The sequence below is a fragment of the Nonomuraea sp. NPDC050547 genome (assembly GCF_044457345.1).
Classification (GTDB): Bacteria; Actinomycetota; Actinomycetes; order Streptosporangiales; family Streptosporangiaceae; genus Nonomuraea.
The window spans coordinates 617,448-639,638 of the sequence record NZ_JBITGW010000001.1 but is presented as its reverse complement, the minus strand read 5'-3'; the positions used below and the strand labels follow the sequence as shown (position 1 = coordinate 639,638).

16 protein-coding genes are annotated in these 22,191 nt (G+C 72.3%); 8 read left to right on the top strand and 8 right to left on the bottom strand.

Annotated features, from left to right (window positions below; genetic code table 11):
* Positions 1-5: 5 nt before the first annotated feature.
* Genes hisH through hisD form a run of 5 tightly spaced genes read right to left on the bottom strand, consistent with a single transcriptional unit; the run spans position 6 to position 3,751 of the window.
* Positions 6-635 (bottom strand): imidazole glycerol phosphate synthase subunit HisH, encoded by a 630-nt coding sequence (gene hisH / locus ACIBHY_RS02940; protein WP_397305760.1) that lies wholly within the window; start codon positions 633-635, stop codon positions 6-8.
* On the bottom strand, positions 632-787 hold the full coding sequence (locus ACIBHY_RS02935) for a hypothetical protein (protein WP_379624051.1): 156 nt from the start codon (positions 785-787) through the stop codon (positions 632-634). Before ACIBHY_RS02935 ends, hisH begins: the two co-directional genes overlap by 4 nt.
* A complete protein-coding gene (gene hisB, locus ACIBHY_RS02930; protein ID WP_397246264.1) occupies positions 784-1,377 on the bottom strand; it encodes an imidazoleglycerol-phosphate dehydratase HisB in 594 nt (197 codons plus the stop codon). The genes ACIBHY_RS02935 and hisB overlap by 4 nt, the downstream gene beginning before the upstream one ends.
* Complete coding sequence (locus ACIBHY_RS02925) at positions 1,374-2,444, bottom strand: histidinol-phosphate transaminase (RefSeq protein WP_397246262.1); 1,071 nt, start codon at positions 2,442-2,444, stop codon at positions 1,374-1,376. The genes hisB and ACIBHY_RS02925 overlap by 4 nt, the downstream gene beginning before the upstream one ends.
* Positions 2,441-3,751 (bottom strand): histidinol dehydrogenase, encoded by a 1,311-nt coding sequence (gene hisD / locus ACIBHY_RS02920; protein ID WP_397305759.1) that lies wholly within the window; start codon positions 3,749-3,751, stop codon positions 2,441-2,443. Before hisD ends, ACIBHY_RS02925 begins: the two co-directional genes overlap by 4 nt.
* A 174-nt stretch (positions 3,752-3,925) precedes the next feature.
* Here hisD and ACIBHY_RS02915 point away from each other — a divergent pair, with 174 nt between their 5' ends.
* Together ACIBHY_RS02915 and ACIBHY_RS02910 are read left to right on the top strand one after the other, a co-directional pair.
* A complete protein-coding gene (locus ACIBHY_RS02915; RefSeq protein WP_397305757.1) occupies positions 3,926-5,179 on the top strand; it encodes an MFS transporter in 1,254 nt (417 codons plus the stop codon).
* Positions 5,176-6,645, top strand: a complete 1,470-nt coding sequence (locus tag ACIBHY_RS02910; protein WP_397246255.1) for an amidohydrolase family protein — start codon at positions 5,176-5,178, stop codon at positions 6,643-6,645. The genes ACIBHY_RS02915 and ACIBHY_RS02910 overlap by 4 nt, the downstream gene beginning before the upstream one ends.
* Positions 6,646-7,143: 498 nt before the next feature.
* Here the strand turns inward: ACIBHY_RS02910 and ACIBHY_RS02905 are convergent, their stop codons facing one another.
* A complete protein-coding gene (locus ACIBHY_RS02905; RefSeq protein WP_397246250.1) occupies positions 7,144-8,265 on the bottom strand; it encodes an MFS transporter in 1,122 nt (373 codons plus the stop codon).
* A 109-nt stretch (positions 8,266-8,374) separates the two neighbouring features.
* Here ACIBHY_RS02905 and ACIBHY_RS02900 point away from each other — a divergent pair, with 109 nt between their 5' ends.
* The 3 genes from ACIBHY_RS02900 (at position 8,375) to ACIBHY_RS02890 (ending at position 11,349) form a co-directional block, all read left to right on the top strand.
* Positions 8,375-9,085 carry an AraC family transcriptional regulator gene (locus ACIBHY_RS02900; RefSeq protein ID WP_397246247.1) on the top strand — a complete coding sequence of 237 codons (711 nt, stop codon included), beginning with the start codon at positions 8,375-8,377 and terminating at the stop codon, positions 9,083-9,085.
* Between the two features lie 38 nt (positions 9,086-9,123).
* Positions 9,124-9,624, top strand: a complete 501-nt coding sequence (gene ybaK / locus ACIBHY_RS02895) for a Cys-tRNA(Pro) deacylase (protein ID WP_397305756.1) — start codon at positions 9,124-9,126, stop codon at positions 9,622-9,624.
* A 354-nt stretch (positions 9,625-9,978) separates the two neighbouring features.
* On the top strand, positions 9,979-11,349 hold the full coding sequence (locus ACIBHY_RS02890; protein ID WP_397305754.1) for an amidase: 1,371 nt from the start codon (positions 9,979-9,981) through the stop codon (positions 11,347-11,349).
* 5 nt (positions 11,350-11,354) lie between these two features.
* On the opposite strand, the gene ACIBHY_RS02885 is transcribed toward ACIBHY_RS02890, so the two are convergent.
* On the bottom strand, positions 11,355-11,858 hold the full coding sequence (locus ACIBHY_RS02885) for a hypothetical protein (protein ID WP_397246236.1): 504 nt from the start codon (positions 11,856-11,858) through the stop codon (positions 11,355-11,357).
* A gap of 113 nt (positions 11,859-11,971) precedes the next feature.
* Here ACIBHY_RS02885 and murA point away from each other — a divergent pair, with 113 nt between their 5' ends.
* The 3 genes from murA to ACIBHY_RS02870 all read left to right on the top strand — a co-directional run bounded on the left by murA (position 11,972) and on the right by ACIBHY_RS02870 (position 18,499).
* Positions 11,972-13,282, top strand: coding sequence for a UDP-N-acetylglucosamine 1-carboxyvinyltransferase (gene murA / locus ACIBHY_RS02880; protein ID WP_184960780.1), 1,311 nt, complete (start codon positions 11,972-11,974; stop codon positions 13,280-13,282).
* Between the two features lie 52 nt (positions 13,283-13,334).
* Positions 13,335-15,539: a transglycosylase domain-containing protein gene (locus ACIBHY_RS02875; protein WP_397246233.1), complete on the top strand. Its 2,205-nt coding sequence runs from the start codon at positions 13,335-13,337 to the stop codon at positions 15,537-15,539.
* 110 nt (positions 15,540-15,649) lie between these two features.
* Positions 15,650-18,499, top strand: coding sequence for an ATP-binding protein (locus tag ACIBHY_RS02870; protein WP_397305753.1), 2,850 nt, complete (start codon positions 15,650-15,652; stop codon positions 18,497-18,499).
* On the opposite strand, the gene ACIBHY_RS02865 is transcribed toward ACIBHY_RS02870, so the two are convergent.
* Positions 18,500-21,898, bottom strand: a complete 3,399-nt coding sequence (locus ACIBHY_RS02865) for a M28 family peptidase (protein ID WP_397246229.1) — start codon at positions 21,896-21,898, stop codon at positions 18,500-18,502.
* Positions 21,899-22,191: the final 293 nt, after the last annotated feature.

The window sequence follows — 22,191 nt, the reverse complement described above, 5'->3', positions numbered from 1 at the left end:
CGTGTTCACAGGGTGCCGACCCAGTTCTTCAGCAGGGCGGCTCCCGCGTCCCCGGACTTCTCCGGGTGGAACTGGGCGGCCATGAGCGGCCCGTTCTCCACGGCGGCCACGAACGGCACGCCGTGCTCGGCCCAGGTGACCAGCGGGTGGCCGAAGCCGTCTCCGGGCACCAGTTCCCACTCGCGCACGCCGTAGGAGTGCACGAAGTAGAAGCGCTCCTCCTCGACCCCGGCGAACAGCACGCTGCCGTCGGGCACCTTGACGGTGTTCCAGCCCATGTGCGGCAGAACCGGCGCCTCCAGCCGCTCGACCGTGCCCGGCCACTCGCCGCAGCCCTCGGTCTCCACGCCGTGCTCGACACCCCGCGCGAACAGCACCTGCATGCCGACGCAGATGCCCAGCACCGGACGGCCGCCGGCGAGCCTGCGCCCGACGATCTCGTCACCGCGCACGCCCTTGAGCCCGGCCATGCACGCCGCGAACGCGCCCACGCCGGGCACGACCAGCCCTTCGGCGTTCAGCGCCGCGTCGTAGTCGGCGGTCACCGTCACCCGGGCACCGGTCCTGGCCAGCGCGCGCTCGGCGGAGCGCAGGTTGCCGGAGCCGTAGTCGAGCACCACGACGTTCCTGCTCACCACCACAGCACCCCCGCCGTGATCGCCATGACGCCGCCGAGGGCGCAGAACACCGCACCGAGCTTCAGCCCCTGCTTGACCAGCGAGAACACCCCGCCGAACAGGAACAGCCCGATGAACACCATCGCATAAGCGATCATGTTCTCGCTCATAGGACACCCTTGGTGGACGGCACCCCGCTGGCGCGCGGGTCACGCTCGCTCGCCTCGCGCAGCGCGCGGGCCAGCGCCTTGAACTGCGCCTCCACGATGTGGTGGGCGTTGCGGCCGTAGGGGACGTGCACGTGCAGGCAGATCGCCGCCTGCGCCACGAACGACTCCAGGATGTGCCGGGTCATCGTCGTGTCGTACTCGGGGCCGATCATCGGCGCCATGCCCTCCGGCTCGGAGTGCACCAGGTACGGCCGGCCGGACAGATCGACCGTGACGTTGGCCAGCGACTCGTCCAGCGGGCACGACGCACTGCCGAACCGCCGGATGCCCGACTTGTCGCCCAACGCCTGCCGGAACGCCGCGCCCAGAGCCAGCGCCGTGTCCTCGATCGTGTGGTGGGAGTCGATGTGGAGGTCGCCCTCGGTCTTGACGGTCAGGTCGAACAACCCGTGCTTGCCCAGCTGGTTGAGCATGTGGTCGTAGAAACCCACCCCGGTGGACACCTCGACCTGACCCGTGCCGTCGAGGTCCACCTCGACCAGCACCGTCGTCTCCTTGGTGGCCCTCTCCACGCGGCCGATACGGCTCACAGAACTCCCTCCAGAGCGGCGCGGAACGCCGCCATCTCCTCGCCGGTGCCGATCGAGACCCGCAGCCACTCCGGTGGCCCGACCTCGCGGATGAGCACTCCCCGCTCCAGGAGCCCCCGCCACACCGCCTCACGATTTGCGAACCGTCCGAACAACACGAAATTGGCGTCCGAATCGGCGACCGTCAACCCCTGACCGCGCAGCCATGCCACCGTGGCATCACGCTCGCGCCGCAGCGCCGCCACCCCGCCGAGCAACTCCTCGCGGTGGCGCAGCGCCGTACGCGCCGCCGCCTGCGTCAGCGTCGACAGGTGGTACGGCAGGCGGACCAGCAGCAACGCCTGCACCACCACCGGATGCGCGGCCAGATACCCGACCCGCGTCCCGGCCATCGCGAACGCCTTCGACATCGTCCGCGTCACGATCAGCCGGGGAAACTCCGGCAGCAGCGTCAGCGCCGACGCCGTGCCCTCGCGGGCGAACTCGGCGTAGGCCTCGTCCACGACCACCATGCCCGGCGCCGCCTCCAGCACCGCCCGGATCGCCGACAGCGGCAGCGAGGTGCCCGTCGGGTTGTTCGGCGAGGTCAGGAACACGATGTCGGGGCGGTGCTCCTCGATCGCGGCCACCGCCTTGCCCGGATCGAGCGTGAAGTCCTCCTCGCGTGTCCCGTCGACCCACTCGGTGCTCGTGCCCGAGGTGATGATCGGGTGCATCGAGTAGGACGGCTCGAAGCCCAGCGCGCTGCGACCGTGGCCGCCGAACGCCTGCAGGATCTGCTGGAGCACCTCGTTGGAGCCGTTGGCCGCCCACACGTGCTCGCCGCTCAGCCCGTGGCCGAGATATCCGGCCAGCTCCGCGCGCAGCTCCACGGCGTCGCGGTCCGGGTAGCGGTTGAGGGTCGAGGCGCTCCTGCGCACCTCCTCGGCCAGGTCGTCGACCAGGGCCTTGGAGGGCGGATAGGGGTTCTCGTTGGTGTTGAGCCGGATCGGGACGTCGATCTGGGGCGCGCCGTACGGCGTCTTGCCCCGGAGGTCGTCACGCAGCGGCAGGTCTTCCAGCCTCACGGGTTAGGCACTTCCCAGTCGAAACGGGCGCGGATCGCCGCGCCGTGTGCGGGCAGGTCTTCGGCGTCGGCCAGCACCGACACGTGCGCGGCGGCGCCCGCCAGCGCCTGCCTGGTGTAGTCGACCACGTGGATGCCGCGCAGGAACGACTGCACCGACAGCCCACTGGAGTGACAGGCGCAGCCGCCGGTCGGCAGCACGTGGTTGGACCCGGCGAGGTAGTCGCCCAGCGAGACCGGCGCGTACGTGCCCACGAAGACGGCCCCCGCGTTGCGCACCCGCGCCGCCACGGCGGCGGCGTCGGCGGTGTGGATCTCCAGGTGCTCGGCCGCGTAGGCGTCGACCACCTTCAGCCCGGCCTCGACGTCCGACACCAGCACGATGCCCGACTGCCGGCCGCCCAGCGCCTCGGCGATGCGCTCGCTGTGCTTGGTCGCCTCGACCTGGCCAGGCAGCTCCTTCTCCACCGCCGCGGCCAGCTCCACGCTGTCGGTGACCAGCACGGCGGCGGCGATCACGTCGTGCTCGGCCTGGCTGATCAGGTCGGCGGCCACGTGCACCGGGTCGGCCGTGGAGTCGGCCAGGATCGCGATCTCGGTCGGGCCCGCCTCGGAGTCGATGCCGATGCGGCCCTTCAGCAGCCGCTTGGCCGCCGCCACCCAGATGTTGCCGGGACCGGTCACCATCGTCGCGGGCGCGCACTCCTCGGTGCCGTAGGCGAACATCGCCACCGCCTGCGCGCCGCCCACATTGTAGACCTCGTCGACGCCCAGCAGCGCGCAGGCCGCCAGGATCGTCGGGTGCGGCAGCCCGCCGAAGTCACGCTGCGCCGGGCTGGTGACCGCCAGCGAGGCCACCCCTGCCTCCTGCGCGGGAACCACGTTCATGACCACGCTCGACGGATAGACCGCCCGGCCGCCCGGCACGTACAGCCCCACCCGGTCGACCGGCACCCAGCGCTCGGTGACCGTGCCGCCCGGGACCACCTCGGTGGTCGTGTCGGTGCGCCGCTGGTCGCGGTGGACCTTCCTGGCCCGCCTGATCGACTCCTCCAGCGCCGCCCGCACCCTCGGGTCGAGCTCGGCGAGGGCCCGGTCGATCTCCTCCTTCGCCACGCGCGTGGAGGCGATCTCGACACCGTCGAACCTGGCGGTCAGCTCCCGTACGGCCGCCGCCCCACGATGGCGCACGTCCTCGCAGATGGGCCGCACCTTCTCCAGGGCGGCCTCGACGTCGAGCTCGGCGCGGGGCAGCACGTCGCGCAGGTTCTCCGGCAGGGAACCGCGCATGTCGATACGGGAAATCACCCTCCCTAGTCTACGGAGTCCAGCAGCCCATCCCCGTATCGTCCACGATGCGGACGGTTTGTACGCCAGCACAGCGCGTGGCCGACGACTTGGTGGTTCAGCACGAAGCACAAACGCACGCGGGAGGCGGAGGGTGACGGAAAGCGATTTCGAGGCCCGGGAGGAACCAACGGCATGGGACTCGCCGAGACCACCCCCACCATGACGTCGACGCAGGTACGCAAGACCGCCGCGCTCACCGTCGGCCTGCTCATGGGTGTGTGGGTGATCGACTACATCGACCGCGTCATGATGGCGGTCGCCCTGCCGTTCATCGGTGCCGAATACGACCTCAGCAAGACCGAGCAAGGCTGGCTCATCACCGTCTTCTCCCTGGTGTACCTGCTGTGCCAGGTGCCCGGCGGCATCCTCGCCGACCGCTTCGGCGCCCGCCGCCAGCTCATGGTCTCCCTCGTCCTGTGGTCGATCTTCACCGCGCTCACCGGCCTGGCCTGGGGCCTGGCGGCGCTCCTGGTCATCAGGGCGTTGTTCGGCGTCGGCCAGGGACTGTTCCCCGGCGCCTCGTTCAAGGCCATGGCGGAACGCACCACCCCCGCGAGCCGCGCCACCGCCGCCGGGTCGATGCTGGCCGCCAACCAGCTCGGCGCCGGCGTGGCCCCGCTCATCGTGGCGCCGCTCATCCTCCTGCTCGGCTGGCGGCACACCTTCTGGGTCACCGCCGTCGCCGGAGTGATCATCGGCTTCATGCTGTGGAAGATGCTGCCGCCCGCGCTGCCGTCCCACCTCAACGGCTCCGACCGCGCCGAGCGGCAGGGCGTGCCCCTGTCCCTCGTGCTGCGCTCGGCGTCGGTGTGGAAGTTCGCCGCGCTGTTCTGCGCCGCCAACATGCTCGGCTACGGGATGATGACCTGGGTTCCCAGCTACCTGCTGGAGGAACGCGGCATCTCGCTCATCAGCACCGGTTTCATGAGCGCCGTCCCCAGCCTGGTCATGTGCGCGACCACGTTCGTCGGCGGTTGGCTGTTCGACCGCTACTTCCACAACCGCGCCCGGCTCTTCGTCATCCCGCTGCTGCTGCTCACCGCGCTCCTGCTGGTGGTGATGCTCCAGGCCGAGACGGCCATCGGCTTCACCGTCTACCAGACGCTCGCCCTGGGCGTGGCGGGCCTGTCCACCATGGGCGTGCTCGGCATGCCGTTCCGCGCGCTGCCGCCCTCCGTCGTCGGCTCCGGCATGGGCGTCGTCAACGTCGGCGGCCAGGTCGCCGGCGTGCTGGCCCCCGTCCTCATGGGCCTGCTCGTCGACAAGTTCTCCTACACCGCCGCCTTCGGCCTGCTCATCGCCACCACGGTGCTGGCCGCGCTGATCGCCGTCATCGTCCCGCAACGCCCGGAACAGTTCACCTTCGGCACCAAGGAGACCGCGTGACCGCGTACGACCTCGTCCTCGCCAACGGCCGGGCCATCGACCCCGAGACCGGCCTCGACGCCGTGCGCGACATCGGCATCACCGGCGGCGTCATCCGCGCCGTCTCCCAGACGCCGCTGACCGGCACGACCCGCGTCGACCTCGGCGGCCTGGTCGTCTGCCCCGGCTTCATCGACCTGCACAGCCACACCATGGACGTCGCCGGCCACCGCCTGCAGGCCCTCGACGGCGTCACCACCGTGCTCGAACTCGAAGCCGGCGCCTACCCCGTCGGCGCCGCCTACCACAAGGCCGCCCAGCAGGGCCGGCCGCTCAACTACGGCTTCGCCACCTCCTGGGGCATCGCCCGCATGGCCGTACTCCTCGGGCTGGAGGCCGGTGGCGACATCGAGGAGTTCCTCGCCTACATCGGCCACGAGGACTGGCAGCGCCCCGCGGCCCGCCCCGTCGTGGACCGCATCCTCGCCATGCTGGAAGGCGACCTCGCCGACGGCGCGCTCGGCATCGGCGTCCTCGTCGGCTACGCCCCGCGCGTCGACCCCTCCGAATACCTCGCCGTGGCCGCGCTGGCCGCCCGCCACAACCTTCCGACCTACACCCACGCCCGCGAACTCGTCGAGCAGGACCCCACCACGCCCATCGACGGCGCCGAGGAAGTGGTGCGCGCCGCCGCCGAGACCGGCGCCCACATGCACTACTGCCACGTCAACAGCACCTCCATCCGGCACGTGGACCGGGTGCTCGGCCTCGTGGAGAAGGTACGCGCCGAGGGCTCGCGCGTCACCACCGAGGCCTACCCCTACGGCGCCGGCATGACCGGCGTCGGCGCCGCCTTCCTCGCCCCCGAGATCCTGCACCGGCGCGGGCTGACCGCCCACTCCATCGGCCTGCTCGGCGCCGAGGGCCGCCTGGCCGACGAGGAGGCCCTGCGCGCCGCCCGCCGCGACACCCCGGGAGCCGCCGCGTTCGTCCACCTCCTCGACGAGGACGACCCGGCCGCCTTCGACTACATCCAGCGGGCGCTCGCCTTCGCCGACGCCGCCGTCGCCACCGACGCCGTGCCGCTGCTGTGGCGCTCGGGCGCGCCCGACCCCCTCGCCTGGCCGCTGGCCCCCGACGCCGTCACCCACCCGCGTACGGCCGGCACCTACGGGCGCACGCTGCGCCGCCTCGTGCGCGAGAACGCCGTCCTCGGCCTGCAGGAGGCCATCAGGCGTTGCACGCTGGTGCCCGCCGACGTCGTCGGCTCCGGTGTGCCGGCGATGCGCCGCAAGGGGCGCGTGCAGGTGGGCTGCGACGCCGACCTCACCGTCTTCGACCCGGAGACCGTCACCGACCGCGCCACCTACACCGACACCGCCCGGGGCTCATCCGGTTTCGTCCACGTCGTCGTCGCCGGCGACTTCGTGGTCAGGGACGCGGAGATCGTCACGACGGCCTTCCCCGGCCGCCCGGTCAGAGCCTGACGCCCCGCCGAACCCGGGGCCCCAGCCCGTCACCCTCCGGGGCTGGGACCTCTCGGGGGCCTGGGATCCCAGCTTTTCCCCTGGGCTGGGATCCCAACCTCCCGAACCATCCCACCGGCCTGCTCCCGCCGGGCAAGACCCCCACCACGCGCAGACGACCATCCGGCAGCGCCACCACGGAGCCGACAGGCCGAAGGTCACCCACGCCGTGGACATCGACACGGCGACCCGTCGGAGGCTCGCCTCCAGGGCTCCCCACGGACAGCGCACCCAGGTCGACCGGCCGCGCACGCTGCCCTGCCCCACGGCCGGGCGGCGCGTGCGGCCGTGGAGCAGGACCGGGCGCGGCCGGGCCGGTCGAAGCGGTGCGCGCCGTCAGCGAGCAGGCGGGCCAGCGGGCCAGCAGGCCGAGACCGCCGTGCGGCAGGACGACCGGCGCGCGCCGCCCGGTGGTCTCGGTGGACAGCCGGGCACCGTCGGCCATGGTCACGAAACGCCTCACGGCAGGGCGATCGCCGGTTCCTTCAGCGGGCGGGACAGGAACCAGGCCAGCAACGGCATCGCGATGAGCGTGGCCAGCGCCAGACGCAACGAGGTGGCCTCGGCCAGGGCGCCGATCAGCGGGCTGGCGACGCCGCCCACGCTGACCGCCAGGCCGAGGGTGACGCCGCTGGCCGTACCGGCGTGGCGGGGCAGGTAGTCCTGCCCGAGCGTGACGTGCAGTGAGAACGGGACGTAAAGGGCGAGGCCCGTCGCCGCCACGAACAGGAACACGGCCGGGCCCGGCACCAGCACCACCCCGGCCACGGCGGGCACCGCGGCCGCGTAGGCGAGCCGCAGCGTCCGCACGCGCCCATGGCGGGTGGCCAGGCGTCCGCCCAGGATCGTCCCCGCCGCACCACCGGCGAACTGCACGAACAGGGCGACCGCGCCCGCCGCTCCCCCGCCCACGTACAGCGCCACGAACGTGCTCAGCCCGATATAGCCCACCGACCGCAGCCCCATGACCAGCGCCAGCCGCACGAAGGCCGCCCAGTCGTCGCGCGCCCCCTCCCGGGTACGGCTCCCGCCGCCACCCCGCCCGACCGACCGCATGGCCACCACCGTGACCAGGCATCCCAGCACCGCCGGCACCACCAATAGGGGCGAGGCGGCCAGCCCGCCCCAGGCCAGCAACGGCGTGACCAGCAGCGGCGCCACCGCGAACCCGAGGTTGCCGCCCAGCGAGAACCAGCTCATCGCCACATGGCTGCCCTGGCTGGCCGCTCTGGCCAGCCGCGCCGACTCGGGATGGTAGGCCGCCACGCCCAGCCCGGACAGGGCGATCGCCAGCCACGTCAGCGGGTACGAACCGGCCGGGCCGGCCAGCCCCGCCCCGAGCCCGGTCACCAGCATGCTCACCGGGATCAGCCAGCCCAGCCGCCACCGGTCGGCGATGGCGCCGAACACGGGCTGCACGACCGACGACAGGAGGGTGGCGGCCAGCACGATCCCAGAGGCGGCCACGTAGCCGTAGTGCCGCTCGGCCACCAGGAACGGCACCATGGCCGGGACGACGCCCTGGTAGAAGTCGACACTGGCGTGGCCGGCGGCCAGCACGCCCATCCTGTTGATCCGCACCCCTCGATCGTCGCCGCCGGGCCAAGTGGCGCGCTTCCGATAAAGTGCCAACATATGCCGGAAAATCGCCAAACAGCCGGAAGGAGGCGGCGACCGGATGGTGCGGCACATGCCTGAGGCGCCCACCGGGACCCGTCCCCTGCCCGGCGGCGGCGAGATCGACGCGCACCGGCACGACGACCACCAGATCGCCTACCCCTACGAGGGCGTCATCTCCATCAGCACCGGCGCGGGCACCTGGGTGGCGCCGGGCAACAGGGCGCTGTGGATCCCGGCGGGCACCGTCCACGAGCACCGTGCCTACGGACGTACCGACCTGCGCCTGATCGGCTTCACCGAGAACCCGCTGGGCCTGGAGCGACCCGCCGTCCTGGCCGTGACGCCGCTGCTGCGCGAGCTGATCGTGGCCTGCTCCGAGGAGCCGGGGGACCCGCTGCTGCGCGCCGTCCTGCTCGACCGGCTGCGCCGCTCCCCCGCCCCCGAGCACCCGGTGCACCTGCCCGCGCCGCGCGACCCCCGCCTGGCCGCGGTCTGCGCGACGGTCCGCGCCGATCCGGCCGGCGACCGTACGCTGCCGGAGCTGGCCGGGGCGGCGGGCACCAGCGACCGCACGCTGGCCAGGCTCTGCCGCGCGGAACTCGGCATGACCTTCCCGCAGTGGCGCACCCAGGCGCGGCTGCACCACGCCCTGATCCTGCTGGCGGAGGGCCTCCAGGTCACCACCGTGGCCCACCGGTGCGGCTGGTCGTCGGCCAGCGCGTTCATCGACGCCTTCCGGCACGCTTTCGGCCACACTCCTGGTCGCGCGTTCCGTCCCTGACGCCTTTACATTGTAGATCCTGAGTACGATGAAGTGCTGTGAGCAAGAAGAGCAAAGGCGGCGGTCAGGGCACTCCGGCCACCGTGGCGCTGGCCACGGCGGGGGCGGACTTCACCCTCCATCCGTACGAGCACGACGCGAACGCGCAGGCCTATGGTGAGGAGGCGGCCGACGCGCTCGGCCTGCCGTACGAGCAGATCTTCAAGACGCTCGTGGCCGAGGTGGAGAGCGGGCTGGCGGTGGCGGTGGTGCCGGTGGCGGGCAAGCTGGACCTGAAGGCGTTCGCGGCGGCGCTCAAGAGCAAGCGGGCGGCCATGGCCGACGCGGCGAAGGTCGAGCGGGTCACCGGCTACGTGGTGGGCGGCATCAGCCCGCTCGGGCAGCGCAGGCGGTTGCCGACCGTGGTGGACGAGTCGGCGCTCGGCTTCGCGACGATCTACTTTTCGGCCGGGCGGCGCGGGCTGCAGATCGAGACGGCGCCGGGCAACCTCGTCGGGCTGACGCGGGCCACGACGGCCCCGATCGCTAAGACCGGCTGACCACGCGCGTACCGGCGGCCAGGTCGTGCAGGGTGGCGCGGCCGCCCGCCGCCCGCGGTGGTCACGACCAGGCCGGCGCGCCGCTTGCCGAGAGTGGCCTGCCCGGCCGGCGCCTCGCCCACGCTCAGGTAGAGCCGGACCGGCACGACGGGTCAGGCCGGTGATGAGCAGGTCGTCGGCGAGCAGGGACGCGCCGAACAACCTGCTCAGCACGGCGAGCCAGCCCAGGATGACGAGGTAGTCGAGGCCCAGCGCGACGAGGCGGGGTTTCAAGGGCGCCTTGACCATGGTCCGACGATGCCAGCGGGCGGGCGGGTGCGCCTCCCGCCGGGGGAGGATTCGTAGGATCGCCCTGTGACGGATCTGCACTATCTGACGGCCACCGAGATGTCCCGGCTGCTGCGCGCCCGCGACATCGGCGCCGTGGAGCTGCTCCAGGCCCACCTCGACCGCATCGAACAGGTCAATCCCCGCGTCAACGCGATCGTGACGCTCGCCGCCGAGCAGGCCATGGACACCGCGCGGGCGCTGGACTCCGTCGCGCCCGCCGGGCCGCTGCACGGGCTGCCCGTCGCGCACAAGGACCTCGTGGACACCGCGGGCCTACGCACCACGTACGGCTCGCCCGCCTTCGCCGACCACGTGCCGGAGAAGGACGACCTGATCGTGCAGCGGCTCAAGGCGGCCGGAGCGATCACGATCGGCAAGACCAACACGCCCGAGTACGGCACCGGCTCCCACACCGTCAACGAGGTGTTCGGCGCCACCCGCAACCCCTACGACCTGACCAGGTCGGCGGGCGGCTCCAGCGGGGGCGCGGCCGCGGCGCTGGCCGCCGGGATGATCCCGCTGGCCGACGGCTCGGACATGGGCGGTTCGCTGCGCAATCCGGCCTCGTTCTGCAACGTGGTGGGGCTGCGGCCGACGCCCGGCCGGGTGCCGGCGATCTCCGACAGGGCGGCCTGGTACACCCTCGCCGTCCCCGGCCCCATGGCCAGGACCGTCGACGATCTCGTGCTGATGCTGCAGGTCGTCTCCGGGTTCCACCCGGGCTCGCCGTTCGCCGTCACCGAGCCCTTCCGCACCGATCCCATCGAGTCCGTGGAACACATGCGGGTCGCCTGGAGCCCCGACCTGGGCGGGCTGCCCGTCGACCCGCGCACCGCCGAGGTCACCGCGAACGCGCCGCGCGTCCTGGAAGAACTCGGCGCCCGCGTCGAGCGGGTCGACCTCGACCTGTCCGACGCCGACGACGCCTTCCGCGTCTACCGGGCCTGGTACTACGCGCTGGCCTTCCCCGACCTGGACATCCTCGGCCCCAACACCCGCTGGAACGCCGAGCAGGGCCGCCTGCTCACCGGCGCCGACCTGGCCCGCGCCGAACGCCTGCGCACCGGCCTCTACCACCGGATGACCGCTTTCTGGGACCGGTACGACGTCCTGCTGGCCCCGGTCAGCCAGGTGCCGCCCTTCCCGGTCGAGGACCCGCACGTCAGCGAGATCAACGGGATCCAGCTGCCCGACTACCTGTCGTGGATGCGCTCGGCGTACTGGATCAGCGTCCTGCACGCGCCCGCCGCCAGCGTCCCGGCGGGCTTCACGCCGGACGGGCTGCCGGTCGGCGTGCAGATCGTCGGCCGCCCCTTCGCCGACGCGCGCGTCCTGCGCGTGGCGCGCGCCTTCGAGCAGGCCACCGGGTACGGCTCCCGCCGCCCCGCCCTCTAGGCCCCCTAGATCCCGTACGGCTTGCGCAACGCCGAGTCGCGGTAGCCGTGCATGCCTTCGAGCAGGCCGAACAGCGCCACGGCCAGCAGCGGCCAGGCCACGAGCACCCCGCGCGCGGTGAGTTCCAGCGACCCCGGCACCACCTTCAGGCCGGGCGCCGCCGCCTCCACGGTGACCACGCCGATGGTGACGGCGGAGCCGACCCAGAGCGTGAGAAAGGAGGCCAGCACGCCGCCGGCGCAGAGCCCGGCGAGCACGGGCAACTGCTCGCGCCGGTTGCGGAACCACGCCGCGGCCCCGCACAGCAGGCCGAGTCCGCCGGTGATCGCCGCGAACCACCCGTCGGCGGCGATGAGCGCCTGCGTGGACGGGTCGGCCAGGATGGGGCCCTTCTCGGTGACCGCCATCGCCGCGCGCGGAGCCGCGTACGACCAGGCCAGACCGGCCAGAACCCCCAGGACCGCCATGACGAGCACGGTCACCGCGAAAGACCGCACATGCCGTACCACGCCACTCTCCCTCGCAACTATGCCCGAACCGCTCGATGGTATCCCGGTACCTACCCGAACACGCCGAGGCGGACATCGCACCAGCGCGTCCGGTAACGCGGGACAATGTCCGGATGAGCGATGAAGAGGTCTGGCTGATCGATCCCTCCGGACCGCTGCGGGGGGACGTCGTCGTCAGGGGATCCAAGAACGGCGTCTCCAAGCACATGGTGGCCGCCATGCTGGGCACCGGGGAGAGCACGATCGGCAACGCGCCCGAGGTCGGCGAGGTCGGCATCACCGCCGCCATGCTGCGCGCCCTCGGCATCAACGTGGAGATCGACGACGGCGAGATCCGCATCGAGCAGGGGCCGGAGATCCGGCCGAGGGTGCCGGAGGAGTACACCGGGCTCAACCGCATCCCCATCCTGATGCTGGGCCCGCTGCTGCACCTGGCAGGCGAGGCGTTCGTGCCGCTGGTCGGCGGCGACCCGATCGGCCGGCGGCCCATCGACTTCCACGTCGACGCGCTGCGCCAGATGGGCGCCGAGGTCGACATCCAGGAGGGCGGCGTCTACGCCAAGGCCAAGCGGCTCAACGGCACCCGCCTCGTGCTGCCCTACCCGAGCGTCGGCGCCACCGAGACGGTGCTGATGTCGGCGGTGCTGGCCGAGGGCAAGACCGTGCTGAAGAACGCGGCCATGGAGCCGGAGGTCGTGGAGCTGGCGCTGTTCCTGCAGCGGATGGGCGCCAGGATCGAGCTCTCGCCCGACCGCAGGATCGTCATCGAGGGCGTCGAGCGCCTGCACGGCGCCCAGACGTGGCTGGCCGGCGACCGCATCGAGGCCTTCTCCTACCTGGCGGCCGGGCTGGTGACCGGCGGCGAGGTACGCGTGCACGGCTGCCCGCAGGACCGCCTGGTCACCGCGATCACCACGCTGGCCAGGATGGGCGCCCAGTTCCAGATCAACGACGAGTACCTGTGCGCGACCGCGCCGCCCGAGGGCCTGCGCTCGGCGGCGGTGCAGACCGACACCCACCCGGGGTTCATGACCGACTGGCAGACGCCGCTCATGGTGCTGTTCACGCAGAGCCAGGGCATGTCGGTGCTCCACGAGACCGTCTTCGAGAACCGTCTGGTCTACGTGCCCGCGCTGCAGGAGATGGGCTGCGAGATCGAGGTGTTCGACCAGTGCCTGGGCGGACCGGCCTGCCGCTACCACGACACCAACGCCAAGCACTCGGCGGTCGTGCGGGGCGTGTCGCAGCTCAAGGGCGCCGACGTGCGGCTGCCCGACATCCGCGCCGGCTTCTCCGCGGTGCTGGCGGCGGCGGTGGCCGACGGGCAGTCCACGCTGCGCGGGGTGCACCACATCGAACGCGGATATCACCGGCCTTTCGAGCAGTTCAAGATGCTCGGATTGAACATCCAAAGGCGCCGGTAAAGAGTTGGAAGCGGGCGTTTGCCGCTGATCACCAGGTCGTACATCATCCTTCGTGACTGTCCTCAAATCCGTCGGCGCTCTCGGGGTGGTGGGGGCTCTCGGGGGGGTGCTCACGGCCGCCTTGGCCGTGCCCGCCGTCAGCGGCGCGGGGCTCACGGCCAAGAACCTCGCCGCGACCTTCACCGACCTGCCACCCGCCCCCCGCGAAGAGCCGCTCTCCCAGGTGACGCGGCTCCTCGACCGGCACGGTGAGGTCTTCGCGCAGTTCTACACCGCCAACAGGACCGAGGTGCCGCTGGCCGGGGTCGCGCCGGTCATGCGCCAGGCCATCGTGGCCATCGAGGACGCCCGCTTCTACGAGCACGGCGGCCTCGACGTCAAGGGCACGATCCGGGCCCTGATCACCAACAGCCAGGCGGGCGGCATCCGGCAGGGCGGCTCCTCACTCACCCAGCAGCTCGTGAAGAACATCCTGGTGGAGAACGCGCAGAGCGAGGTCGAGCGCGACCGGGCACGGGCGCCCAGCATGGCCAGGAAGATCACCGAGCTGCGGTACGCGCTGGCGCTGGAGGAGAAGTACCGCAAGGACGAGATCCTGGAGCGCTACCTCAACATCGCCTACTTCGGCGCCGGCGCCTACGGCGTCGAGGCCGCCGCCCGGCGCTTCTTCTCCACCTCCTCGGCCAAGCTGACGCTCACCCAGGCCGCCACACTGGCCGGGGCGGTGCGCTCGCCGTACGCCAACGACCCCTCGCTCGGACGCAGGCAGCAGGCGCGGCTGAAGGCGCGGCGCGACCTCGTCCTGGACCGCATGGCCGCGCTCGGGCTGGTGACCGGGCCGCAGGCCGCCGCGGCCAAAGGCACCAGGCTCGGCATCAAGCTGGCGCCGCAGCCGGGCGGCTGCGCCCAGAGCGCCTATCCGTTCTACTGCGTGTACGTGCAGCGGGAACTGCTTTCCAGCCCGGTCTTCGGCAACACGCCCGCCGAGCGGCAGCGGCGCATGGCCCGCGGCGGGCTGACGATCCGCACCGCGCTCGACCCGAAGGCGCAGCGCGCCGCCGAGCGCGCCATCTCCGCGCAGGTACGGCCGGAGGACACCGAGGTGGCCGCCGAGGCCATGGTCGAGCCCGGCAACGGCCGCATCAGGGCGATGGCGGCCAGCAAGCGCTTCGGCAACAACCCGGGCAACCGCAAGAACGGCCCGAACACCACCTTCAACCTGGCCGCCGACGTCATGCACGGCGGCGGGCAGGGTTTCCAGGCGGGCTCGACGTTCAAGGCGTTCACGCTGGCCACCGCCCTGCAGCAGGGCTGGCGCTTCGGCCAGGGCTTCCAGACGCCCGGCGCGCTGGTGCCCGCGAGCGGCTACCGCGACTGCCGGGGCAACGCGGTCAACGACCGTGGCGCCCGCGTCTACAACGCCAGCGGCGAGGGCAAGGGCGGCCCGCACAGCCTGGAGACCGGCACCTGGCAGTCGGTCAACATCTTCTACATGATGCTGGAGGAGAAGGTCGGCCTCTGCAACGTGGTCAAGACCGCGCAGGCGCTCGGCGTCAGCCGCGCCGACGGGACGGCGCTGCGCGAGGTGCCGACGTTCACGCTCGGCGTCAACGAGATGGACCCGGTGACGGTGGCGGCCTCGTTCGCCGCCTTCGGCGCCAGGGGCCGCTACTGCGAGCCGCAGGCCATCCTGGAGATCTCCGGCGGCGACATCGGCAGGACCGCGGTGCCACCCTCCTGCGAGCAGGCGCTCGACCGGCGCGTGGCCGACGCGGTCAACCACGTGCTCAGCGGGGTGTTCAGCAAGGGCACGATGAAGGGCCAGAGCATCGGCCGCCCGGCCGCCGGCAAGACCGGCACCAACAACGGCTACACCTCGGCGTGGTTCGCCGGCTACACCCCGGACCTGGCGGCGGCGGTCAGCGTCGGCGACATCCGGGGCTCCTACCGCTACCCGCTGCGCGGCGTCCAGATCGGCGATGAGTACTACGGCTCGGTCCAGGGCGCCTCGCTGCCGGGCCCGATCTGGGTGCGGTCGATGGAGTCGGCGTTGCGGGACGTGCGAAGCCATGGCTTCGTCTATCCGGATATGTCACGCTTCGGCGGTGGATTCACTCCGGGCCTGAAGGAGGCCCAGGCAGCCGAGCGCAAGGCGGGCCGCGACCGCAAGGCCCGCCACCAGCGGGTGCGCTGGAACCGCGGCGGCGGCAACCACCGCAAGCCGCACAAGGTGCGCTGGAAGCGCCGCCACCGCTGAAGGAGGCACTTGACATCGCATCGCAACCCGGGAGTTATGTTCCGGGATTGAACCACGTGTCTGCGGTGGATAACGTCCGGGAGGATTCACCTAGCCGTTCGGAGTCATTCATGCGCGATTGGCCAGGTTTAGTCGGACGGGACGCCGCACTTCACTCGCTGCGCGAGGCGATGACGGCTCCCCCGTCCGTGGCGTTGGTGGAGGGTGAGCCGGGCATCGGCAAGACCACGCTGGTGCACGCGGCGGCCGTCCACGCCCGTGCGTCCGGGCGCAGCCTGCTGCTCGGGCACTGCCATCAGCTGCGCGAGCCGTTCCCCTACGGGCCGGTCTTCGAGGCGTTACGCGACCTGATGGGCCGCCTGCCGTACCCGGACAAGCTCAATCCCGTCACCGGTGCGCTGCGCGGCCATCTGCCCGAGCTGAGCGACGTGTTACCCGTGGCGCCGGCGCCCCTCACCGACCCGGACGCCGAGCGCCACCGCCTCTTCCGCGCCGTGCACGGCCTGCTGGACGCCGCCGGGCCGACCGTCCTGGTCGTCGAGGACCTGCACTGGGCCGACGACGGCACCCAGGATCTGCTGCGCTTCCTGCGCCGCCGGCCGCCGGACGGACTGTCGCTGGTCATGACCTACCGCAGGCGCGACCTGCCCGCCGCCGGGCTGCCGCTCGGCTCCGCCTACCGCCACGCCCCCGAGGCCACCACCGTCGTCATCCCGCTCGGCCCGCTCGACGCGCGCGACGTCGGCACGCTGGCCGCGGGCCTGCTGGGCCGCGACGACCTGCCCTCCGCCTTCGCCTCCCGCCTGCACGAACGCACCTCGGGCATCCCCTTCCTGGTCGAGGAGGTCGTGCGCTCGCTCGGCGACGACCGCAGCCCCGAGGCCCTGGAACACGCCGGAGTGCCGTTGCTGCTGCGCGAGTCCATGACCGAGCAGCTGGCCAGGCTCTCCCCCGCCGCGCTCGGCACCGTCCGGGCGGCCGCCGTCCTCCGCCTGCCCTCGGGCGAGCCGCAGCTCGCCGCCGTCGCCGGCGACGGGGGCGGCCTCCTGGAGGCGCTCGCCCTCGGCGTCCTGCACGAATACCCCGGCAACCGGTACGGCTTCCGCCACGCCCTCGCCCAGGAGGCCGTCTACGACACCATCCCCGGCCCCGACCGCAGGATGGCCCACGAGCGCGCGGTGCGGGCCCTGTCCGGCGAGGACCCGCCCTCGCTCGTCCAGCTCACCTTCCACGCCCGCAGGTCCGGAGACACCCGCGCCTGGCTGCGCTACGGCACCGCCGCCGCCGAGCGGGCCGCCGCCCTCGGTGACGTGGCGCTGGCGATCCAGCTCCTTGAGGAGATGGTCGCCGACCCGGGACTGCCCGGCTCGGAACGCGTCGCGCTGGTGCTGACCATGGGCCGCCTGGCCGTGGCCGGGCTGTCGGTGCCCCGCGTGACCCGGCTGCTCAAGCAGGTGCTCACGGACAACACGCTCTCCCGCGACCTGCGCGGCCAGGCCAGGCTGGCCCTCGGCCTCATCCTGTTCGCCCAGATGGGCGACATGGTCACCGGGCCGCCGGTGATCCTGACCGCCGTGGAGGAACTGGACGACCGCCCCGCGCTGGCGGCCAGGGGCCTGGCCGGGCTGGCCATGCCCTGGTGGGGCACCGAACCCCTGGCCGTGCACGAGAAGTGGATGGTCCGCGCCGAGGAACTGGTCGCGACCACCGACGACCCCGAGGTGAGCGCGGCCGTGCTCGGCAACAGGGCGGCGCTGGCCATGGCGATGGGCACCCCCGATGCGAGTAAGCTCATCGCCCGCCTGCCGGCCTCCGACCCCTCGGCCGCCGTGCGCAGGCAGGTCGCCCGCGCCTACTGCAACCTCTACGACCTGGCCGCCACCCTCGGCCTGTACGGCGAGGCCGACGACCTCGGCCGCCGCGGCCGCATGCTCGCCCAGGAGACCGGCGCCTTCTTCCACGCCAATCTGGCTGAAGGGGTGGACCTGCGCCTGGCCTGGCTGACCGGACGCTGGGAGGGCCTGGGCGCCAGGGCGGTGACCGCGATCGAGCAGTTCGAGGAGACCCCGGTCGCGACCCTGGACGCCCACTTCGTCATCGGCCGCCTCGCGCTCGCCTCGGGCGAGTGGTCCGAGGCCGCCGCCCACCTGCACGCCGCCGGCCTCGACGAACCGCACGCCGGCTACCTGCCGCTCGCGCTGGCCGCCAGCGGCGGCCTCATCGAGCTGCACCTGGCCCGCGGCGAGGAGGCCCCGGCCGTGGTGGAGGCGGTGCGCGCGGTGGAACGGCTGCGCGGCAAGGGCCTGTGGGTCTGGGGTGACCAGTTGCTGGTCCCCGCGGTCAACGCCCTGCTGCGCGGCGGGATGGCCGAGGAGGCCGCGGACCTGGCCGCGGGCTTCGCCGAAGGAGTCGTGGGCAGGCACGCGCCCTCCAGCGCCGCCGCGCTCGACCTGGCCCGCGGCACGCTCGAAGCCGCCGCCGGCCGGCACGAGGCCGCCGCCGCCAGGTTCGCGCTGGCCCGCGCCGGCTACGCCGCCATGCCGCAGCCCTACGCCGCCGCACGCGCCGGAGAGGCCGAAGCGGGTTCCAACCTCGCCCTGGGCGACCGTACGGCCGCCGCCACCGCGCTGGCCGAGGCCGCGGAACGCTTCGCCGCCCTGGGGGCCACCCGGGACGCCGCCCGCTGCCGGCACGCGCTGCGCGAGTGCGGCGTCGCCATCCCGACCGTGCGGCGCAAGAGCGACGGCGTCCTGTCGCCGCGGGAGCGGGAGGTGGCCAGGCTGGTGGCGCTGGGCCGTACCAACAAGGAGATCGCGGAGGTGCTGTTCCTGTCGCGCAGGACGGTCGAGACTCACGTGGCGACCCTCCTGCGCAAACTCGGAGTGCGCTCGCGGACGGAGGTCGTGTCCGCGCTCGCGGCTGAAGGGGTCCCGGCCGCCGAGCGGCCGGGACCCGGGTGATCAGACCTTGATGCTCCACCAGTCGAGAACGCCCTGGTCCTGGGCGTAGACGTCCTCGATGTAGAGCACCCACTGACCGCTCGCCTGCTGGGTCACCGGCACGGACCAGGTCCGGGTGCCGAAGGCCGAGCAGGACGTGCCGCCGGCGGCCCTGATCTGACGCCACGTGCCGTTGGGGCCACGCAGCCAGATGTCCAGGTCCTCCAGGCAGGTGTGGGTGCTGGTGGCCGTGACCGTCACCGGGGACTGCGCCGTGCCCGTCGCCGTCGAGGTGATCGGGCTCTGGATGTAGGTGAAGTCACGGATCTGGTAGTCGGTGTCGTTGCGGAACGTGCGGCCGCCCGTGTCGCCCGTCACGTTCAGCGTGAACGCCGTGGTGCGGGTCGCGGTCTCACCGGCGCCGGTGATCGTCACCGTGTGGTTGCCCGTCGGGGTCGACGTGCTGGTGGTGATCGTCAGCGTGGAGCTGGCGCCGGAGGTGACCGAGGCGGGGTTGAAGGTGGCGTTGGCGCCGGCGGGCAGGCCGGAGGCGGTCAGGTTGACCGTCTGCGCGGTGCCGGCCGTCGTCTGCGTGTTGATCGTGGTCGTCGCCGAGTTGCCGGCCAGAACGGTGCCGGACGACGGGTTGGCCGCGATCGAGAAGTCGCGCGGGTTCGGGTTGTCGGTGCCTACCGCGAGCTTCCAGATGGCCCAGGCCGACGCGTCGGAGGCGCGGTCGAGGACCGTGTCGTTGATGTTGGCGGAAGTGTCGCACGCGGCGTGGTAGCAGCGGTCATAGGCCTGTCCGGCCGTGCCGCCCCACTTGGCCGCCTGCGCCTGGGTCTTGGTGTAGCTGGCGCCCGCCGCCACACCCGACGTCGCGATGCCCGCGTTGCGGAAGGAGGCGTCGTCGGAGCGGTTGGCGCCCTCGGTGTTCTCCTCCGGCTGCAGGTTCAGCCGGTCGTAGAACGCCTTCAGGTGCTGGGCGGCGGTGGTGTTGATGTTGTTGATGAAGTAGCCGCCGTTGGGCGAGCCCACCATGTCGTAGTTGTGGTAGACCTGGATCTTGGTCCGCTCGGTCTGGTTCAGCGTGGCCACGTAGCCCTCGGAGCCGTTGAGACCCTGCTCCTCGTCGCTCCACCAGCCGAACCTGACGTGCTTGAGCATGTTCGGACGCGTCGCCGCCAGCGTCAGGGCGACCTCGAGCAGCGCCGACGAGCCGGAGGCGTTGTCGTTGATGCCCGGTCCCGCCGAGACACCGTCGAGGTGCGCGCCGGCCATGATGACCTGGTTGGCGTCGCCGCCCGGCCAGTCGGCGATCAGGTTCGGGCCCGCCCCGGAGGTACAGGTCGAACCGCACGCCACGCGGCGTACCTCGAAGCCGGCCGCCTGGAGCTTCTGCTCCACGTAGGAGACCGAGGCGGTGTAGCCGGCGCCGGTCGACCTGCGGTTGCCGCCGTTGTTGGTGGCGATCGTCTGGAACTGCGAGAGGTGCGCCTTGACGTTCGTCAGGCTGATGTCCGGCGGGTCCACCGTCGGGGTGCCCACGGTCAGCCGGTAGGTGGCCGTGTGCGTGGCGGTCTGGCCGGTGCCCGTCACCGTGATGGTGTGGGCGCCCTGCGGCGTCGACGCGCTGGTCGTGATCGTCAGCGTGCTGTTGCCTCCGCTGGTCACCGACGCCGGGTTGAACGAGGCGCTGGCGCCGGCCGGCACGCCGGAGGCGGTCAGGTTGACCGTCTGCGCGGCGCCCGACGTGGTCTGGGTGCCGACCGTCGTCGTGGCCGTCTGACCCGGCTGGACCGTCCCCGTCGCCGGGTTGGTGGAGATGGAGAAGTCCTGGCCGGGCTGCTGGCAGGTGGGCTCACCGCTCTGCACCGGCACGCTCACCGCGTTCCACGCCGCCTTCGTCGTGGCGCACTCGACGCTGCTGGCGCCGTACAGCTCGACCACCGCGGCCAGCGAGGCCGAACGGACGCCGGCGTAACGCCAGGACGAGGTCTTGCGGGCCAGGGCGCCCATGAAGATCTTGCCGGCCTTCTGGATGCCGATGCCGGTCACCGAGCTCGGTCCGCCGGAGCAGATCGGGCTGTTCGGCTTGCCGCCGCCGGGCGCGCTGCCCTCGGCCAGCAGGTAGAACCAGTGGTTCAGCGGACCGGCCGCCGCGTGCACCTCGGTGTTCGGGATCGCGGTCGACCAGCAGTTCGGGTCGCCGACGCGCGACGGGTCGAACATGTACCTGATCGGGCCGTCGCCCACCAGGTTCACCTCTTCGCCCACCTCGTAGTCCGGCGGGTCGTTCGGGTGGTTGGCGTAGTGCTCGGTCAGAGCGCCGAAGATGTCGCCGGTGCCCTCGTTGATGCCGCCGTTCTCGTTGCCGGAACCGGCGCCGCCGGGCGTGGTCTGGAAGATGGCGTGGCCGTACTCGTGGCCGACCACGTCGATCGGAGTGACCTGGCGCTGGTTGTCCTGGGAGCGGCCGAAGTTGGTGTAGCTGCCGTTCCAGTACGCGTTGACGTCGGCCAGGCCGACACGGGCCGGGAAGCCGCGGCCGGCGCCGTCGATGCCGTTGCGGCCGAGCCAGTCACGCAGCATGTCCCACTCGCGCTGGGCGCCGTAGAGGGCGTCCACGCAGGCGGTCTCCAGGTTCGTTCCGGAGCCGTTGCCCCAGACGTCGTCCGGTCCGGTGTACGGCTGGCCGTTCTGACCGCCGCACTGGATGCCGGGACGAGTGGTGTCGACCATCCGGTACGTGCCGGCGGACTGGCTCGTGTCGATGGTCACGTTCGGGTAGTAGTAGCCGTTGCCGGTGCCGGCCTTGACCTCGTCGTAGTGGTCGGCCACCTTGCCGGTGCGGGCGTCCACGAAGACGTGCTGCTTGCTCGGCTTACGGGCGGCGACGCCCTCCACCACGGTCTCCCAGGCCAGCGTCGGCCGCTCGCCCCAGGCCAGCACGACCAGGCGGGGCGTACCGGTGACGTCCACCCGCGACAGGCGGCTCTTCGACACCCGGGCCGCGCGCTCGGCGCTGACCACGGGCTGAACCGCGAGATCGGCCGGCGCCGCGCCGGAGGCCGCGGTGGTGTCACGCACCCGGCCCTGCGAGTCGGTCACGACGACGGCGTCGCCGCCGACCACCGGCAGGCCCTTGTAGGTGCGGTCGTAGGACACGTAGAACATGCCACTGGCGCCAGGCGTGACCGCCCGGCGCCAGTACGTCTCATCAGGGCCCTTGCGTAATTCGTCCAGCCCGCTGGCAACGGCCCGATCGGCCGCGGTGGCGGCGAGGCTCTTCGGGTCTGAGGCGGTCAGGCTCTTTTGGGGGTTGACGCCGGGGGGCGCCGCTGCGGCGGCCGGATTGATCACCATGGCGGCCGTGACGGCCAGCCCGGCGACTGCCGCGAGGACGGATCTGCGTCTCACTCGCCAGTCCTTTCAGGGGTCCGTCCACGCTGGCCCGCCGGTGTGGGCGGGCCGGCGTGGAGGATGGGGGGTGTGGCGGCTTGACACTAAGACTGGACAGCTTGACGGGATATCCGTATCGATATCGGTATACGTACGGAAATTACGTTAACCACCGCTTTACGCGCCCACCTGTAAGAACCCCCGCCCACGCGCACCCCGCCCCGGCACACACCCCACCCATGCCTTGGCCCGCGTTAGCGGCCATCCGCGCCTCGGGTCCGCGGCCGCCCCGCCGCTCAGCTTGACGCCGC

Coding starts and splice junctions, on each gene's coding strand:
- ACIBHY_RS02935 (WP_379624051.1), bottom strand. CDS start 787: ATGAGCGAGAACATGATCGCTTATGCGATGGTGTTCATCGGGCTGTTC.
- ACIBHY_RS02915 (WP_397305757.1), top strand. CDS start 3,926: ATGGGACTCGCCGAGACCACCCCCACCATGACGTCGACGCAGGTACGC.
- ACIBHY_RS02900 (WP_397246247.1), top strand. CDS start 8,375: ATGCCTGAGGCGCCCACCGGGACCCGTCCCCTGCCCGGCGGCGGCGAG.
- murA (WP_184960780.1), top strand. CDS start 11,972: ATGAGCGATGAAGAGGTCTGGCTGATCGATCCCTCCGGACCGCTGCGG.
- ACIBHY_RS02870 (WP_397305753.1), top strand. CDS start 15,650: ATGCGCGATTGGCCAGGTTTAGTCGGACGGGACGCCGCACTTCACTCG.